The 15,932-nt window shown below is 73.1% G+C and carries 16 protein-coding genes; 1 reads left to right on the top strand and 15 read right to left on the bottom strand.

Annotation, left to right across the window (positions count from 1 at the left end):
• Positions 1 to 82: 82 nt before the first annotated feature.
• Both ACFWYW_RS29765 and ACFWYW_RS29760 read right to left on the bottom strand, forming a co-directional pair.
• The gene (locus ACFWYW_RS29765) at positions 83 to 1,666 is read right to left on the bottom strand and encodes an exo-alpha-sialidase (protein WP_379614205.1); all 1,584 of its coding nucleotides are present in this window, start codon (positions 1,664 to 1,666) and stop codon (positions 83 to 85) included.
• Between the two features lie 127 nt (positions 1,667 to 1,793).
• On the bottom strand, positions 1,794 to 2,609 hold the full coding sequence (locus ACFWYW_RS29760; RefSeq protein ID WP_379614203.1) for an SDR family NAD(P)-dependent oxidoreductase: 816 nt from the start codon (positions 2,607 to 2,609) through the stop codon (positions 1,794 to 1,796).
• A 66-nt stretch (positions 2,610 to 2,675) separates the two neighbouring features.
• On the opposite strand from ACFWYW_RS29760, the gene ACFWYW_RS29755 reads away from it, so the two are divergent.
• Complete coding sequence (locus ACFWYW_RS29755; protein ID WP_379614201.1) at positions 2,676 to 3,155, top strand: hypothetical protein; 480 nt, start codon at positions 2,676 to 2,678, stop codon at positions 3,153 to 3,155.
• On the opposite strand, the gene ACFWYW_RS29750 is transcribed toward ACFWYW_RS29755, so the two are convergent.
• From ACFWYW_RS29750 to ACFWYW_RS29690, 13 genes are read right to left on the bottom strand one after another with little or no spacing between them, the layout of a single operon-like run.
• Positions 3,098 to 4,171, bottom strand: coding sequence for an alanine racemase (locus tag ACFWYW_RS29750; RefSeq protein ID WP_379614199.1), 1,074 nt, complete (start codon positions 4,169 to 4,171; stop codon positions 3,098 to 3,100). The two genes, ACFWYW_RS29755 and ACFWYW_RS29750, sit on opposite strands and share 58 nt — an antisense overlap.
• Complete coding sequence (locus tag ACFWYW_RS29745; protein WP_379614197.1) at positions 4,168 to 4,995, bottom strand: amidohydrolase family protein; 828 nt, start codon at positions 4,993 to 4,995, stop codon at positions 4,168 to 4,170. The genes ACFWYW_RS29750 and ACFWYW_RS29745 overlap by 4 nt, the downstream gene beginning before the upstream one ends.
• Positions 4,992 to 5,855 (bottom strand): IclR family transcriptional regulator, encoded by an 864-nt coding sequence (locus ACFWYW_RS29740; protein ID WP_379614195.1) that lies wholly within the window; start codon positions 5,853 to 5,855, stop codon positions 4,992 to 4,994. Before ACFWYW_RS29740 ends, ACFWYW_RS29745 begins: the two co-directional genes overlap by 4 nt.
• The gene (locus ACFWYW_RS29735; RefSeq protein WP_379614193.1) at positions 5,852 to 7,369 is read right to left on the bottom strand and encodes an amidohydrolase family protein; all 1,518 of its coding nucleotides are present in this window, start codon (positions 7,367 to 7,369) and stop codon (positions 5,852 to 5,854) included. Before ACFWYW_RS29735 ends, ACFWYW_RS29740 begins: the two co-directional genes overlap by 4 nt.
• Positions 7,359 to 7,790, bottom strand: coding sequence for a RidA family protein (locus tag ACFWYW_RS29730; protein WP_379614191.1), 432 nt, complete (start codon positions 7,788 to 7,790; stop codon positions 7,359 to 7,361). The genes ACFWYW_RS29735 and ACFWYW_RS29730 overlap by 11 nt, the downstream gene beginning before the upstream one ends.
• Positions 7,750 to 8,763, bottom strand: a complete 1,014-nt coding sequence (locus ACFWYW_RS29725; protein ID WP_379636242.1) for an ABC transporter ATP-binding protein — start codon at positions 8,761 to 8,763, stop codon at positions 7,750 to 7,752. Before ACFWYW_RS29725 ends, ACFWYW_RS29730 begins: the two co-directional genes overlap by 41 nt.
• Positions 8,760 to 9,737, bottom strand: a complete 978-nt coding sequence (locus tag ACFWYW_RS29720) for an ABC transporter ATP-binding protein (RefSeq protein ID WP_379614185.1) — start codon at positions 9,735 to 9,737, stop codon at positions 8,760 to 8,762. Before ACFWYW_RS29720 ends, ACFWYW_RS29725 begins: the two co-directional genes overlap by 4 nt.
• Positions 9,734 to 10,603, bottom strand: a complete 870-nt coding sequence (opp4C, locus tag ACFWYW_RS29715) for an oligopeptide ABC transporter permease (protein ID WP_184970046.1) — start codon at positions 10,601 to 10,603, stop codon at positions 9,734 to 9,736. Before opp4C ends, ACFWYW_RS29720 begins: the two co-directional genes overlap by 4 nt.
• Complete coding sequence (locus ACFWYW_RS29710; RefSeq protein WP_379614183.1) at positions 10,600 to 11,559, bottom strand: ABC transporter permease; 960 nt, start codon at positions 11,557 to 11,559, stop codon at positions 10,600 to 10,602. The genes opp4C and ACFWYW_RS29710 overlap by 4 nt, the downstream gene beginning before the upstream one ends.
• Positions 11,559 to 13,106, bottom strand: a complete 1,548-nt coding sequence (locus ACFWYW_RS29705) for an ABC transporter substrate-binding protein (RefSeq protein ID WP_379614181.1) — start codon at positions 13,104 to 13,106, stop codon at positions 11,559 to 11,561. Before ACFWYW_RS29705 ends, ACFWYW_RS29710 begins: the two co-directional genes overlap by 1 nt.
• Entirely contained in the window at positions 13,103 to 13,960 is an 858-nt protein-coding gene (locus ACFWYW_RS29700) for a fumarylacetoacetate hydrolase family protein (RefSeq protein WP_379614179.1), read from the bottom strand. The genes ACFWYW_RS29705 and ACFWYW_RS29700 overlap by 4 nt, the downstream gene beginning before the upstream one ends.
• On the bottom strand, positions 13,957 to 14,883 hold the full coding sequence (locus ACFWYW_RS29695; protein ID WP_379614177.1) for a Gfo/Idh/MocA family protein: 927 nt from the start codon (positions 14,881 to 14,883) through the stop codon (positions 13,957 to 13,959). The genes ACFWYW_RS29700 and ACFWYW_RS29695 overlap by 4 nt, the downstream gene beginning before the upstream one ends.
• Positions 14,880 to 15,893, bottom strand: coding sequence for a Gfo/Idh/MocA family protein (locus tag ACFWYW_RS29690; RefSeq protein ID WP_379614175.1), 1,014 nt, complete (start codon positions 15,891 to 15,893; stop codon positions 14,880 to 14,882). The genes ACFWYW_RS29695 and ACFWYW_RS29690 overlap by 4 nt, the downstream gene beginning before the upstream one ends.
• Positions 15,894 to 15,932 lie beyond the last annotated feature (39 nt).

Genomic DNA, 15,932 nt, shown 5'->3' with positions numbered 1-15,932 from the left:
GACCTGTATATGTTGTTCGTCAAGGTCTGGACAGCGAAAAGGGCGCGCGATCCAGGTCGGATCGCGCGCCCTCCGCCGGCTTCTAGCCGGTGAAGCCCGTCGGGGCGACACGGACCGCGACCTCGGTGAGCATCGCGTGGCCGTTGCCGGTCGTGTCGGTGATGGTCACGCGCACGTACCTGGCCTCGCGCGGCGCCGCCAGCGTGGTCCAGTCGAGCGTGTCGGTGCGGGCCATCGTGTACGCGCGCACCTGCTGCCAGTCGCCGGACCCGGTCGCCGACACCTCGACCTTGGCCGACTCGTGGTAGCCGGGCTTGAGCACGACCCCCACCCCGGTGATCGGGTACGGCCCGCCGAGATCGGCCTGCCAGTAACGGGCGGGTGGCGCGGTCGTCCCGGCGCCGGCGGCGTGCCAGTAGGTGAGGTCGCCGTCGATCGGCCCCAGCGGTCCCATCGACGGCCGGCTCGGCGCGGTGTGGGTGAGGTCGGTGGACACGGTCAGCGTCCCCGCCTGGTGCAGCGCGGCCAGGTCGAGCCGGTCCGGGGCAGGCGTGATGTGGTTGCCGCCGAGGATGCCCTGGCCCCGGTCGTAGTAGACGGTGAGGACGCGGCCGTCGGCGAGCTGGACGCTGCCCGGGTAGCTCATGTCGGAGAAGATGCCGGGGTTGCGGTAGATGAGCTGGCTCTGGGTGGCGGACCAGCCGCGCGAGTCGATGTACATGCGCCCGGCCACGGGACGGCCGCCGACCCAGGTCGCCGACTGGTCTCCGTACGTCAGCAGGTGGCTGCCGCCGCGCAGCTTGAGCAGGTGCGGCGCGTGGCCCTTGAGCGTGGGCTCGTCGACCGGGGCGCTCCAGGTGTCGCCGCCGTCGTAGGAGTGGCTGACGCGCATCACGTCGCCGTTGTTGGAGGTCCTGGCCACCATCATCACGTGGCCGCCGCCGAGGTTGGCCAGGGCGGGCTCGGCGTAGCCGATGGTGGTGCCGGGGACGTAGACGGGGCCCTCCCACATGGCCACACGTTCGTCACTCTTGGCCCAGGTCAGGCCGCCGTCCCGGCTGCGCAGGACGTGGGCGCCGGCGCCGCCCAGGGAGCCGGAGTAGTGGCGGTAGCCGTACACGGGGAGAAGGATGTCGCCGTTGTCGAGTTCGACCATCTCGCCGTTGACGGCGACGCTGGCCTTGCCGCTGTCGTACATGAGGCTGGGTGGCATGATCGGCGCCGACCAGGTGACGCCGTTGTCGGTGGAGCGCTTGACGTAGACCTGGCGGCGGTTGCCGCGTGAAGGCCGGTAGTCGTAGTAGGCCATCAGCAGGGTGCCGTCGCGCAGGACGGTGAGGCTGGGCTCCTTCACGTCGACGGTCAGCGGGTCGGGGTCGCTCGCGATGACCTGCTGGGCGGACCAGGTCTGGCCGCCGTCGGTGCTGCGCCGGGCGGCGATCGCGCCCGAGTGGGAGTGGGAGACGCTCCAGCTGTAGGCGAGGTAGAGGTCGCCGTTGGCGAGCGTGACGATGGACGGGAACCAGGGGCACTCGACGGTCTCGTTCTGCTCCCGGGTCAGGGCGGGGTCCCACGCGCGGCAGGTGCTGTTGCCGGGGCTGATGATCTGAACGTCCGGCGTGCTGGTCAGGAGCAGGGTGGCGACGGCTAACGCCTTGAGGAACATACGACCTCCTGGGGGGTTGCCGCGATCGAACGCGAAATCCCGTTCCATGTCAACGTGAAAGGTTGTTCCATGTATTAACCGGCCGCGATCGTGGACCGGCTCGTGCTGCCCGCCCTGGGCAGGCCGTTCAGTACAGCCTGACGAGCTGAGCGGTGACGCACCGCGCCTGCTCGGAGGCGAGGAACGTGATCACGTCCGCCACGTCCTCCGGCTGCCCGATGCGCCCCAGCGGGCTGAGCCCGCGCAGCGTCTCCTCGTCCTCCTTCTTGATCCACCCGGTGTCGGTGACCGCCGGGTAGACCATGTTGGCGGTGATGCCGTACTTGCCCAGTTCGTGGGCGGCCGACATCGTGTAGTTTTCCTGGGCCGCTTTCGCCGCGCCGTACGAGACCTCGGTGGGGAAGCCGCCGGGGCCGCCCGAGGTGAGGCCGATGATCCGCCCCCAGTCCGCCTTCCGCGCGATGTGGCGGGTGGCGAACTCGGCGATCAGCAGGGCCACCGCCCGCGCGTCCACCGCGAACTGGCGGTCGTGACCGGCCGCGTCCACCAGCAGCAGCGGGCGGCCGAGGTCGTCGGCGGCGCGCGGCTCGAAGGTGTTCCCGATCCAGCCGGTGGCGTTGTTGACCAGGATCTCCACCGGCCCCAGCGTCTCCTCGGCCCGCTCGAAGAGCGCGCGGGGCGCCTCCGGGTCGGACAGGTCCGCCTCCGCCGACTCGGCCACCCCGCCCGCCCGCCGGATCCGCTCGACCACCTCGTCGGCGCTCGCGGCGCGCAGCTCGTCGTACTGGGCGGGGAAGGCCGGGTGGTCCACCGGCTCCAGCCGCTTGTACGTCAGGAAGACCGCGACCCCCTGCCCCGCCAGCGCGACCGCGGTGGCGGCCCCGATCCCCTGGTTGGCGCCCGTCACGAGCGCCACACGTCCACGCAGTCCGGTGTCGATCATCCCGCCATCATGCCGAGCCGCCGCGGTCCGCCGCCAACGACTTTCGCGCCGTAGGGTGGAGGCGTCATGCGAGCGATGGTGGCGGCCGGAGCGGTCGCGGTGGCGCTGGGGGTCGGCGTGATCGCCGTCGGGACCGGCGCGTTCGGGCTGGAGACCCACGTGTTCACCCGGATCGAGTGCCGCTCGGTCATGGTCAAGGGCGGCACGGTCTGGCACTGCGACGGCGAGAGCCCGGAACAACTGCGCGCCAACGACGCGGCCGTCCGCCGGGCCGAGCTCGCGGCGTTACGCGCCCACCGCGAGGGCAGCCCTCCTGGCGAGCCGAGGCGGCGCACGGCTCTGACGTTCGTCGACCACGACGGACGGACCGATCCGCCGCGGGTCACCGCCACGCGCCTGCCCGGCGGCGAGCGCTGGATCGCGCATTCGAGCTCGGTCGTCGGCACCGGGACCGGGCTGCTGGTGCTCGGCGGCGCCGTCCTGGCGTTTCAGTGGCGGCCGGTGATGGGCCAGCGGTCCACGGCGAAGCCGTCGTCGACGACGTAGGCGCCGCTCCACATGTTGACCACTCCGCAGCCGTGGTTGGGCAGCACCGACACCAGGGACCCGACCCGGAGGCCGCCCGCCCCGGTGAGATAGCCGTGCTCCTCGTTGGCCTTGCCGAAGGCGACGCCCGAGACGCCCAGCACGGTGCCGAACCCGCCGCCCCCGACCGAGGCGTCGGAGCTCATGGCCTTCAGCCCGGCGTCGACGATGGCCAGGTCCTCGCCCCGCGGCACGCTCACCACCCGGGTCAGCACGGTCAGCGCGCACCGTGACTGCTCGGCGGTGCCGAGCGCCACCTGGTTGCCGTCGTAGAAGACGTAGGTGCCGGGCCGCGCCTCCGTCACCCCGGGGACGAACGGCGCGCTGGCCGCCCCCGGCGTCGAACCCACCGAGACGATCGCGCAGTCGTGCCCGGCCGCGCGCAGGTCCTCGGCCACACCCGCCATCGTCTCGCCGACCCGCCGCCCGGCCTTCTCCCGCCCGCCGGGATCGCCCAGATAGGTCATCAGATGGCCTTCGTGCGTGAGCACGCCGCGCAGGCTCAGCCCGCCCAGCCGTTCCAACTGAGCGGCCGTCCGCACCGCCTCGGCGGGCGCGACTCCCGCCCGCCCCATCCCGGTGTCCACCTCCAGCAGGTACGGCTGCCGCACCCCCGCCGCACGGGCGGCGGCGGCCAGCGGCTCGGCGGCGGCCACGGAGTCGAGCGCCACCGTCACCCCGGTACGCACCGCGAAGCGCACCTTGGCGGGCCCGACCGGCTGGTGCGCCCAGACCAGATCGCCGATCCCCGCCTCCAGCAGGGCCTCGACCTCGCCCATCGTGGCGCAGGTGAACCCGGCGGCGCCGTGCCCGAGCTGCCGCCGCGCCACCTCGACGCACTTGGACGCCTTGAAGTGCGGGCGCAGCGTCACCCCGGCGGAGGCGGCCAGCCCGGCCATGTCCGCGAGGTTGCGCTCCAGCTTGGCCAGGTCGATCAGCAGCGCGGGCGTGGGCAGCTCGTCGAGCGGGATTCTCACGAGAGCCCCAGCAGCGGGCGCGGGTCGGCGTCGAGCAGCGTGTCCAGGGTCTCCTGCCGCACGCCCTCCAGACCTGGCACGCGGATGCCGGTGAGGGAACGCAGGCCCTTGACCGCCTCGTCCGGCGTCCACAGCGGGAAGTCGGATCCGAACAGCAGCTTGTCCGTCACCCCCCACTCCTGGGCGCGCACCAGCGACAGGTACCCGTCCAGCGGCCTGGCCCAGCTCGCCGACACGTCGGAGAACACCCGCCGGTTCTTACGCAGCACGATCATGGTCTCGCGCTGCCAGGGATGGCCCATGTGCGCGATGATCTGCGTCAGCTCCGGATGGCGGCGGGCGACGGCGTCCACGGTGAGCGGGTTGGTGACGTCCAGGTCCCCGGCGGGGCTCGGGGTGGCGCCCATGTGCCACAGCACCACCAGCCCCGCCGCCGCGGCGGCCGCGTAGAACGGGTCGTACGCGGGGTCGCGAGGGTCGAAGTGGGCCAGCACCGGGTAGAGCTTGATGCCGCGCAGCCCCCGCGCCACCCCGTCGGCGAGCTGTTCGAGCACGTCGGGGTCGGTGGGGTCGAGCGCCATGAAGCCGACCGTCTCGGTACGGGTGTCGGCACAGAAGCGGGCCACGTGCTCGTTGGAGGTGGCCACGCCCGCCGAGGTGGCCCGGATGCCGAACACGAACGCCGCGCGCACGCCGGTCATCGCCCGGTCGTAGTCCTCGGGGGTCACGTCCTGCCAGGCCCCGCCGTACACCGGCCGCCAGTGGTCGTCCCACTCGCACCCCCAGTCCTCGGCGAGCATGCAATGGGTGTGCACGTCGATCATCGGCTTCGTCCTTCCGCGGCGGGGAGCAGGGAGCGGGTCACCACGCGCAGCGCCGTCACCAGCTCGTGGTCGGCGAGCATGGCTCCGGCGGTGGCGCGCAGTTCGGCGAGCAGCGCCTCGTGGCGGGCCGGTTCCAGTTCCCCGGCCGGCCCCGACACGCTCAGCGACGCCAGGACCTCGCCGCCCGCCTCCAGCGGGATGGCCAGGCAGCGCAGCCCGATGCTGTTCTCGTTGTCGTCGAAGGCGTAGCCGCGCTCGCGGGTGACGCGCAGGTCCGCGAGCAGCTCGGCGAAGGTGGTGCGCGTGTGCTCCGTCCTCCTCCGGTACGGCTCCGCGGGCAGGAACACCGGCAACTCGCCCTCCTCCAGCCGCGACAGCAGCAGCTTGCCGAGCCCGGTGGCGTGCGTGTCGTCGCGCGAGCCGCTCATCGCCATGTACCGGATGGGCCGGTCGGGCTCCTCGACGCACAGATGGAGCACCTGCGTGCCGTCCAGGACGCCGAGGTTGGCCGTCTGCCCGGTCCGCTTGGCCAGCTCTGCCAGGTGCCCGCGGGCCGAGGCGCCCGCGTCGAGCGTGGAGACGTAGGCGGTGGACAGGTCCAGCACCTTGTGGCCGAGCCGGAACGACGGCCGCTCGTCCACGCGCACCACGTACTCGGTCTCGGCCAGTACCGACAGCAGCCGGACGAGCGTGCTCTTGGGCAGCCCCGTCTCCTCGAACAGCTCCGACAGGGTCACCGGGTGGCGGCTGGTGGCCAGCCGTTCCAGCAGGGCCAGGCCGCGCGCGAGTGCGTGCGCGTGGTAGTTGGCCGCGGCGGGCTTGTCCTCGTCGATGCTCCGCTTCTCGGTGCCTCTCCTCATGCGCTGACTCCGATCTGGCCGCGGGCGCGTAGCACCTGGCCCGGTCCGGCGCCGGTGTGGCCTGTGCTCTCCACGACGGCGACGCCGTTCACCAGGACGAGCTCCACCCCTGACGGGAACTGGTGTGGTCGGTCGAACGTGCTCAGATCATTGAGCGTGCCGGGGTCGAGGACAAGCACGTCGGCCGCCGCGCCCTCCTCGATCAGGCCGCGGCCGTCGAGGCCGAAGACCTCGGCGGGCAGGCCGGTGCTCTTGCGCACGGCATCCTCCAGCGTGAGCGCGCCCTCGCCGACGTAGCGGGCGAGCAGGCGGGGGTAGCAGCCGTAGCTGCGCGGGTGCGGCGTGGCGCCGCCGGTGAGGCCGCCGGGGTCGAGCGCGAAGCCGTCCGAGCCGATCATGGTCGCGGGGTGGCGCAGGACGGTCAGCAGGTCCTCCTCGCAGCGTCCGAAGGCGACCATCGTGACGGCGTTGCCGTGCTCGGCGATCAGGTCGAGCGCCTGTCCGCCGGACTCCAGCGGGTGGCCGTCGACGAGGATGTCCGGCCAGTCCCACCAGCGCCCTTCCCATCCGGCGAGTACGCGGTCGCGGGCTCCCGGCTCGGCCAGGCGTTCCCGTGCCCGGCCGCCCTCGTGGGCCCAGCCGGGCAGGAGCTGCGACAGGTTCGCGCTGCCCGCGAGGTACGGGTAGACGTCCACGTGGACCGGGGCGCCGCCGATGAGGTCGAGCGCCCTGGCGACGGCGCCCCAGTTGCGGCGGCCGACCGCGGCCAGGTGGGAGATCTGGGTGACGCAGCCGGTGGCCTCGGCCACGCGTACCGCCTGCGCCACCGACTCCGTCAGCGTGTCGGTGTAGTCGCGCAGGTGCCAGGCGAAGACGCCGCCCGCCTCCGCGACCACCTCGGCGAGCGCGGTCAGTTCCGCCTCGGTGGCGTAGCTGGCGGGGGCGTAGATGAGGCCGGTGCTCAGGCCCAGCGCGCCCTCGTCCAGCGAGCGGGCCAGCTCCTCGCGCATCGCGCCCAGTTCCGCGGGTGCGGCGGGGCGGTCGGCGAAGCCCACGGCGCTCGCGCGCAGCGGGAGGTGGCCGGTGAGCGTGGCGACGTTCAGGGACGGGGCGGCCGCCTCCAGGGCGCGAAGGTGGCCGCTGGTGCCGCCCTGGGGCCAGGGCAGCGCCGGGTCCAGGTCGATGAAGGCGACGGCGGCCCTGAGTGCCGCCTGGTCGGGCGCCGGGGTCACGCCGAGGCCGCAGTTGCCGACGATCTCGGTGGTGACGCCCTGCCGTACCTTGCTGTGGGCTTGGGGGTTGGCCAGCAGGGCCAGGTCGGAGTGGCTGTGGACGTCGACGAAGCCGGGACAGACCACGCGGCCGGCGACGTCCAGCACGCGGGCGGCGCGGCCGGCGCCGGGCGGGCGGACGGCGCTGATCCGCGCGCCCGTCACCTCGACGTCGGCCGGGCGCGCGGGCGCGCCGGTGCCATCCACCAGCAAGCCCCCGGCCAGCAGGAGGTCAGCCGACACGGAAGACGCCTTCTACCTCAACTTGGCTGCCGAGTGGCAGGGCGGCCACGCCGATCGCGGCCCGCGCGTGCCGGCCCCGCTCCGGGCCCAGCACCTCCAGGACCAGTTGCGAGGCGGCGTGCGCGACCAGGTGCTGCTCGGTGAAGCCGGGCTCGCTCGCCACGTAGACGGTCAGCTTCACCGCGTGGACGTTCTCCAGCGAGCCGGTGTGCTCCCGGACCGCGGCCATCAGGTTGCGGGCGCACTGCCAGGCGCAGTGCCGGGCGGTGTCCAGGTCGGTGACGGGCCCGGTGGCCACCAGCGTGTCTCCCGCCATGGCGACCTGGCCGGAGGCGAACAGCGTGTCGCCGTCGCGGCGGACCAGTTCGATGGTCACCGGCTCAGCGGGAGCCGGCGGCGTGTCGGGCAGGGAGTCGAGCATCGGGGTTCTCCTCGGGGAAGTGGCAGGCGACGCGGTGGTCGGCCCCCGTCAGTACGGGCGCCTCGGCCGCGCACCGCTCCTGGGCCTTCCAGCAGCGGGTACGGAAGTGGCAGCCCGACGGCGGATCCGCCGGGCTGGGCACGTCTCCGGTGAGCACGATCCGCTCCCGGTCGCCGCGCGCGGACGGGTCCGAGATGGGCACCGCGGAGATCAGCGCCCTGGTGTAGGGGTGGGCGGGCCGTTGGAAAACGGCTTCGCGCTCGCCCTCCTCCACGACCCGGCCGAGATACATGATCGCAACCCGGTCGCACACGTGCCGCACCACGGAAAGGTCGTGCGAGATGAACAGGTACGCCAGCCCGAGCTCCCGCTGCAGTTCCGCCAGCTTGTTGACCACCTGCGCCTGGATGGAGACGTCCAGCGCCGAGACCGGCTCGTCCAGCACCAGGACGCGCGGGCCCAGCGCCAGCGCCCTGGCGATGCCGATGCGCTGGCGCTGGCCGCCGGAGAACTCGTGGGGGTAGCGGTTGGCCTGCTCGGGCAGCAGCCCGACCATCTCCAGCAGTTCGGCGACGCGCTCCCGGCCGCCGTCGCGGTAACGGCCCTGGGAGCGCAGCGGCTCGGCGACGATCTCGTGCACGGTCAGCCGGGGCGACAGCGACGAGTACGGGTCCTGGAAGACGATCTGGATCTCGCCGCGCAGCGGGCGCAGCTCGGCGGGGGAGAGCCTGGCCAGGTCCCGGCCGCCGTACACGATCCGGCCCGCGGTGGGCTCGGCCAGCCGTACGACCAGCCGGCCCGTGGTGGTCTTGCCGCAGCCTGACTCGCCGACCAGCCCCAGGGTACGGCCGGCGTGCAGCGCCAGATCGACCCCGTCCACGGCACGTACCGCCCCGGTCCGCCTGCGCAGCACGCCCGACCGGATCGGGAAGTGCTTCACCAGGCCTTCGACGGAGAGCAAGGGCTCGCTCACGCCAACTCCTCGTGGTAGTGGCAGGCCGAGCGGTGGCCCGGCCCGACCGCCGCGGCCTCCGGCCGGTCCGTACGGCAGGGCGTCCGCTCCTCGCTCAGCCCGCACCGGGGCTGGAACGCGCAGCCGGGCGGCGGCGCCAGCAGGTTCGGCGGGCTGCCCGGGATGGCCGTCAGCTCGCCGGTCGACTCCAGCCGCGGCCGGCTGGCCAGCAGCCCCGCCGTGTACGGGTGCCGGGGCGCGGCGAAGATCTGGTGCACGTCGCCGTGCTCGACGACGCGGCCCGCGTACATGACGGCCACCCGGTCGGCCAGTTCGGCGATCACGCCGAGGTCGTGGGTGATGAGGATGGCCGCCGCCCCCGCCTCGCGCCTGGCGGTGTCCAGCAGGCCGAGCACCTGCGCCTGGATGGTCACGTCGAGCGCGGTCGTGGGTTCGTCGGCGATGAGCAGGTCCGGTTCGTTGGCGATGGCCATCGCGATCATCGCGCGCTGTCGCATGCCGCCGGAGTACTCGTGGGGATGCCTGCCGTACCGGTCGGCGGGGTTGGCGATGCCGACGGCGGTCAGCAGTTCCAGGACCCTGGCCCGGACGGCGGCGCGTGACAGGCGCGGCTGGTGCAGCCTGATCGCCTCGGCGATCTGCGCGCCCACCGGCATCACCGGGTTGAGCGCGGTCATCGGATCTTGGAAGATCATGGCGATGCGGCGGCCGCGGATCCGGCGCAGCCTGCGGGCCGGGAGCGCCAGCAGGTCCTCGCCGTCGAAGGTCACCGAGCCGCGGACGATCCGGCCCGGCGGCCTGATCAGGCCGAGCGCCGACATGGCGGTGACGCTCTTGCCCGAGCCGGACTCGCCGACGACGCCCAGGATCTCGCCGGGCCGTACGTCGAGGCTGACGCCGTCCACGGCGCGTACCACGCCGTCCTCCGTGGGGAACTCCACGGCCAGGTCGTCCACCTGCAGCAGCGGGCTCATGCGCGGGCCCCCTTCGGGTCGACGGCGTCGCGCAGGCCGTCGCCGACGAAGTTGACCGCCAGCACGGTGAGCGCGATCGCCAGGCCGGGCGGCAGCCACAACCACGGCATGGTCTGGATGAGGGTGAGGCTCTGGGCGTCGTTCAGCATGTTGCCCCAGCTCGCCTGGGGCGGCTGGACGCCGAGCCCGAGGAAGGACAGCACCGCCTCCAGCAGGATCATCTGCGCCACCAGCAGCGTGCCGACCACCGCCACCTGGGAGAGCACGGCGGGCAGCACGTGGCGGAAGACGATGGTCAGCCGGCCGGCGCCGAAGGCCCGCGCGGCCTGCACGTACTCCTGCTCGCGCAGCGCGAGCGTGAGCCCGCGCACCACGCGGCAGGCGGTGGGCCAGTTGCAGGCGGCGAAGACCACGACCAGCATCGCGGTGCTGGGGCCGAGGACGCCGGCCAGCACGACGACCACGACCAGAGAGGGGAACGACAGCACCACGTCGGCCACCCGCATGACGGCCGCGTCGAGCAGGCCGCCGAACATGCCGGCCAGCGCCCCCAGCAGCGCGCCGAGGACGACCGCCGCCAGCGCCGACATCAGGCCGACCAGCAGCGAGACCCGCCCGGCGTGGACGAGCCTGGCGAAGACGTCACGTCCCGACGAGTCGGTGCCGAGCAGGTGCGCGGCCGAGGGCGGCTCGCGGAAGGCGGACAGGTCCACCGCGTTCGGGTCGTGCCCGCTGACCAGCGGCGCGGCCAGCGCCATGAGCACGATCACGGCGAGGAAGACCGCGCCGGCCGGCGCCATCCGGTTGCGGCGAAAGCGCCTGGCCGCCAGCCGGGCGGGGGAGCGGGGGATGATCTGCGTGGTCATGACAGGCTGATCCTCGGGTCGGCCACCGCGTAGAGCAGGTCGGCGGCGAGGTTGCAGATCAGGACGAGCACCGCGATGAACATCGCGAACCCGATCACCACCGGATGGTCGAGCTGGCCGATGGAGCTGACCGCGAGCTGGCCCATGCCCGGCCAGGCGAAGACCTGTTCCAGGGCCACGGCTCCGGCCAGCAGCTGCGGGACGTAGATCATGACGACGGTGATGAGCGGGATGAGCGCGTTGCGCAGCGCGTGGCGCAGCAGCACCCGGCCGGGACCGGCGCCCTTCGCCTCGGCCGTGCGCACGTAGTCGGCGCCCAGCTCGGCCAGCAGTCCGGCGCGCACGTACCGGGTGAACGGCCCCGCGATCGACAGCCCGAGTATCGCGGCGGGCAGCACCAGATGGGCCAGGATGTCGGCGCCGCCGCCGTCGCCCGGCGTGGACATGCCGGAGGACGGCACCCAGCCGAGCTTGAGCGCGAAGACGTAGATCGCCGCGATGCCGAGGAAGAAGCTGGGCACCGAGATGGTGCCCAGGCTCGCCGCGGTGGCGGCGTAGTCCACCGCGGTGTTGCGCCGCACGGCGGCCAGGGTGCCGACGGCCACCGCCAGCAGCAGCCCGATGACCAGGGCCGTGGACATGAGCAGCACCGTGGGGCCCACCCGCTCCAGCAGGACGTCGGCGACGGGCCGCCGGCTGACGAAGGAGTAGCCGAGGTCGCCGCCCAGCGCGTCGCGCAGCCAGATCAGGTACCTGACGAAGGCCGGCGCGTCCAGGCCCAGCTCGGCCCGCTTGGCGGCGAGGAACTCCGGCCCGCCCGACTGCAGTTGCTCGGGGTTGACCATCATCAGGACGGGATCGCCGGGGACCGACTGGACCAGGACGAACACCCCCACGCTGATGAGCAGGAAGACGGCGGCGTTGACCAGGAGCCGGCGCACGAGGAAGGCGAGCATCAGCCGGCCAGGGTCCACTCGTCGGCGTTCCAGAAGCCGGAGACGAAGTCGCCGCTCGGCTTGAAGCCCCGCAGCCGCGCGCTGCTCGCCCAGAGGGTGTCCGGGTTGTACAGCCACAGGTACGGCACCCGCGCGTTGTCCTTCTCCGCCGCCTCGCGGTACAGCCCGGCGCGTTCGTCCTGGTCGGAGATGCCGTCGGCCGCGGCGGTCAGCTTGTCGAGCGACGGGTCGCAGAAGGCGCTGATGTTGCCGCCGGTCGGATAGAAGGCGCCGCAGCCGAGGATGGGCACGCTGCTGGAGGGGTCCACGGCGTAGGTGCCGCCGCCGAACAACGCCAGGTCGAAGCTGCGATCCTCGTACGACTGCAGGAGCTGGGCCGCCTGGACCTGCTTGAGCTCGACCTTCACCCCGGCCGCCGCCAGCGAGCTCTGCACCACGGTCGCCGCGGCGTCGCGGTCGCGCTGGCCGGGGATCCACGACAGCGTCACCGGCTTGGACGCGTCCCAGCCCGCCTCGGCCAGCAGCGTCTTGGCCTTGGCCGGGTCGTAGGCGTAGCCGGCGAGCGTCTCGGGCAGGGCCCAGGCGGCGACGAAGGAGGAGTTCTGCACCCGGCCCTTGCCGGCGAGCAGCTTGTCGACCAGCGCCTTCCTGTCGATGGCGTGGAGCATGGCCTGCCGTACCCGGGGGTCGGCGAAGCGCTTGTCGGTCTGGTCGACCGCCATCCTGAGGAAGCCGGGACTGGGCCGGCCCGCCACCGTCACGCCCTTGAGCGCGCCGACCGCCTGCAGGTCGGTGGGGGAGATCTGGACCAGGTCCATCTCGCCGGTGCCCAGCTGCGCGGTCGCCACGTCGGAGCTGACCGGCTTGAGGAAGATCTTGGGGATGGACACCGGCTTGCGGTAGTTCGGGTTGGCGGCCAGCTCCACGTACTGGTCGGTCTTGTACTGCACGAACGTGTACGGGCCCATCCCGGCCGTGGGCCTGTTGAAGAACGCGTGACCGGTGAGCTGGGCGGCGGGCACGGAACCGAGCACGTGCTCGGGCAGCACGAACCCGAACGGCCCGGCCAGCAGGCTGAGGAAGCCCACGTTCGGCTTGGCCAGCTTGACGACGAACGTGTCCGCGTCGGGCGCCTCGAAGGCGGCGCCGGCGAGCTTGCCCGCCATGGCGCTGCCGAGCTTGGCGTCGGCCAGCAGCTTGTAGGTGAACAGCACGTCCTTGCTGGAGAACGGGGTGCCGTCGCTCCACTTCAGGCCCTTGCGCAGGTGGAAGACGACCTTGCGGGGCGTGACGTCCCAGCGCTCGGCCAGGCGGGGCTCGTACTCGTAGCGGTCGTTGACGGTCAGCAGGTTGTCGTAGACGAGCTGCATGACCTGCTGGTCGGGGCCGGTGAGCGGGTCCAGCGGGCTGAAGCGCTTGGGCTTCTGGTACAGGTACACGCTGAGCGCGCCGCCCTGCGCGGGCTTGGAGCCGGAGTTGGTGGGGTCGGAGCAGCCGGTGGCGAGCACGAGGACGGCGGCGGCCAGCACGCCGAGCGGACGGATCATGAGGGCTCCATGGGCGAGACGGGATTGACCAGCGTGCCGAGGCCGGAGATCGAGACCGAGACCTCGTCGCCCGCGGCGAGAAACTCCCCCGTGGTGGCGCCGACGCCGGCCGGGGTGCCGGTCATCAGCACGTCCCCCGGGCTCAGTGTCATCAGACGGGAGGCGAAGGCCACCAGCTCCGCCACCGTGAAGATCATGTCCTTGGTCGAGCCGCGCTGCCTGACGCGGCCGTTGACGCGCAGCTCGACGTCGAGCGCCTGCGGGTCGCCGACCTCGTCCGCGGTGACCAGGTACGGCCCCAGCGGCGCGAAGCCGTCCAGCCACTTGCCGGCCAGCCAGTCGAAGAAGCGCACGGCCGGGTCGTCCAGGTCACGCGGGTAGCCGTAGCCGACCGACCGGGCCGAGACGTCGTTGGCCACGCAGTACCCGGCCACCGCGTCCAGCGCCGTCTCCGCGTCCAGGTCCTTGGCGGTGCGGCCGATCACGACGGCCAGCTCGGCCTCCCAGTCCACCTGCTCGCTGACCCGGGGCAGCGGGATCGGGCGGCCGTGGGCCAGCAGCGCGGTCGGCGGCATGAGGAACAGCCGGGGCGCCAGCCGGGACTTGTCCAGCGGTTCGGCGCCGGCCTCCGCCACGTGGTCCTGGTAGTTGGCGGCGACGCCGAGCAGCTTGCCGGGGTTCAGCAACGGGGTGAGAACCTCGACGGCCGCCAGCGGCACGGCCGCCAGGGCCAATTCCCGGGATCCGGCCAGCCAGTTCGTCAGGTCGCCTTCGCCCCACTCCTCGATCACGTCGCCGTCCAGCAGGCGGCCGTGCCGTACGACGCCGTCGCGGCGGTAGGTGAGCAGCTTCACGACAGGACCTCCTCGACCTGGCCGGACGTCAGCGAGCGGCGGGCGGCCTCGACGATCCGCAGCGCGGCCACGGCGTCGGCGGGGCCGAGTTCGGCGGGCCGGCCGGTGACGACGGCGGTGTGCAGTTCGGTGAGCATGCGATCGACCGTGGACGGGCCCGCCCACGTGCCACGCGGCGTCCCGGCGGTGGTCAGCACGCGCGCGGCCGGGCGGTTGGCGTCGGCCAGGAGCGTGCCGTGCGAGCCCGCGACGCGGTAGCGGTGCAGCGACAGCCCGCCCGCTCCCGGCATCGCCGGTGTCCGTCCCGCCACGACGGTGCTGGTCATTCCGCGCTCATGGGTGAGGCAGAGCGTGACCAGATCCTCAGGGCCGTCTTGGAAGCGGGGGCCGCCTATGGCGTATACGGCGGTGACCGGGAGTGCGGTCATCGCGTGGATGGCGTCGGTGGCGTACGGGGCGAAGTTGAGCAGTTCGCCGAGCGGCCAGACCGCGCCGCCACCCGCGACGAGGAAGTCGGCCTGCACGTTCCACGGCAGCCCGACCTTGCCCGCGGCGATCGCCTCCCGCGCCACCCTCACCGCGGGCTGGAAACGCTGGTGGTGGGCGGGCAGGCAGACCAGGCCGGTGCCCGCGGCCGCCTCGGCGATCCGCGCGCACTCGGCGGCGGTCAGCGCCATCGGCTTGTCGACCAGCACGTGCTTGCCCGCGCGCAGGGCGCGGGTGACCACCTCGACGCGCCGCTCGTAGGGCACGCAGACGCTGATGACGTCGGCGTCCGGCCGGTCGAACGGGTCGTCCGCCCCGGTACGGCCGGCCACGCGGAAGCCCGGGTGCGCCTCGAAGGCGGGGGCGTACATGTCGCGCTGGTGGTTCTGGTGGCCGAGGCCGTACTCGCCGGCCAGCAGGACGTCGAGAACCCTCATCGGACCTCCTCCAGCGTCACCGGGCGGCCGAGCTCCATCGAGCGTTCGGCGGCGACGCCCATCGCCACCGCCAGCAGGGCCTCGTCCCCGGCGACCCCGGTGCTCGCGGCGCCGGTGACGGCGTCGAGCCAGGCGGAGAGCTGGGCGGCGAAGCCCGCGGCCGGGCCCTCCGCGGCCAGGTGGGTGCCGCGCTCGTCGGCGAGCAGCACGCCCTCGCCGTCCCACTCCATCGTCAGCAGGCCCTCGCTGCCCTGGACGACGACGTCGCGGGCGCTCAGGCTCGCGGGGCGGTGGGCGCGGCTCATCTCGCAGATCGCGGTGGCGCCGCCGGCGTAGGTGACGACCATCTCCAGGTGGTCGTGGACGTCCAGTTCGGCGGCGGTCCTGCGCTGGCCTCTGGCGTACACGCTGACCGGCTCGTCGCCGATCCACCAGGTCACCAGGTCGAGCAGGTGGACGCCGTTGTGCAGGGCGTGGCCGCCGGAGCGCTCGCGGTCGATCACCCAGGTACGCCAGTCGGGCCAGATCCAGCCGCCGAGCAGCGCCAGCCGTACCAGGAGAGGGCGGCCGAGCGCGCCGGAGGCGATCTCCCCGCGGACGGTGCGGGCGTAGTCGTAGAAGCGGTGCGAGTGCGCGACGGAAAGGGTGCGGCCGGCGGCGGCGAAGGCCTCGACGGTCTTGCGGGCCGCCGGGACGGTGGTCGCCAGCGGCTTCTCCACCAGCAGGTGCTTGCCGGCCGCGGCGACGCGGGCGGCGAGTTCGTCGTGGGTGTCGTTGGGGGTGCACAGGACGCAGGCGTCGACGCCGGGCCAGGCGAGCGCCTCGGCCAGATCGGTGGTCCAGGGGACGCCGCCCCGGGCCCGCGCGGCCTGTTCCGCCCGTGCGGCGCTGGTGTCGACGAAGCCGGCCAGCCGCCCTCGTGGATCGCTGGATAACGCGGCGACGTGCTGGTCGGCGATGGCGCCCGCACCGATCACGAGCACGCCCACCGACGTGGAACCTCTTTCCATGCGTGCATCCTTCGTGCGTGCCCAGGCCGATGTCAAGGG

Origin of the sequence: Nonomuraea sp. NPDC059023, assembly GCF_042740095.1 — a bacterium.
Taxonomy (GTDB): Bacteria; Actinomycetota; Actinomycetes; order Streptosporangiales; family Streptosporangiaceae; genus Nonomuraea.
Note: the sequence above shows the minus strand (reverse complement) of the source record. Positions and strands in the feature narration are given on the sequence as shown.

Excerpts from the sequence above, each read along its gene's own strand:
- ACFWYW_RS29765 (WP_379614205.1), bottom strand. The coding sequence starts at position 1,666 with ATGTTCCTCAAGGCGTTAGCCGTCGCCACCCTGCTCCTGACCAGCACG.
- ACFWYW_RS29760 (WP_379614203.1), bottom strand. The coding sequence starts at position 2,609 with ATGATCGACACCGGACTGCGTGGACGTGTGGCGCTCGTGACGGGCGCC.
- ACFWYW_RS29755 (WP_379614201.1), top strand. The coding sequence starts at position 2,676 with ATGCGAGCGATGGTGGCGGCCGGAGCGGTCGCGGTGGCGCTGGGGGTC.
- ACFWYW_RS29745 (WP_379614197.1), bottom strand. The coding sequence starts at position 4,995 with ATGATCGACGTGCACACCCATTGCATGCTCGCCGAGGACTGGGGGTGC.
- ACFWYW_RS29740 (WP_379614195.1), bottom strand. The coding sequence starts at position 5,855 with ATGAGGAGAGGCACCGAGAAGCGGAGCATCGACGAGGACAAGCCCGCC.
- ACFWYW_RS29730 (WP_379614191.1), bottom strand. The coding sequence starts at position 7,790 with ATGCTCGACTCCCTGCCCGACACGCCGCCGGCTCCCGCTGAGCCGGTG.
- ACFWYW_RS29720 (WP_379614185.1), bottom strand. The coding sequence starts at position 9,737 with ATGAGCCCGCTGCTGCAGGTGGACGACCTGGCCGTGGAGTTCCCCACG.
- opp4C (WP_184970046.1), bottom strand. The coding sequence starts at position 10,603 with ATGACCACGCAGATCATCCCCCGCTCCCCCGCCCGGCTGGCGGCCAGG.
- ACFWYW_RS29710 (WP_379614183.1), bottom strand. The coding sequence starts at position 11,559 with ATGCTCGCCTTCCTCGTGCGCCGGCTCCTGGTCAACGCCGCCGTCTTC.
- ACFWYW_RS29705 (WP_379614181.1), bottom strand. The coding sequence starts at position 13,106 with ATGATCCGTCCGCTCGGCGTGCTGGCCGCCGCCGTCCTCGTGCTCGCC.
- ACFWYW_RS29695 (WP_379614177.1), bottom strand. The coding sequence starts at position 14,883 with ATGAGGGTTCTCGACGTCCTGCTGGCCGGCGAGTACGGCCTCGGCCAC.
- ACFWYW_RS29690 (WP_379614175.1), bottom strand. The coding sequence starts at position 15,893 with ATGGAAAGAGGTTCCACGTCGGTGGGCGTGCTCGTGATCGGTGCGGGC.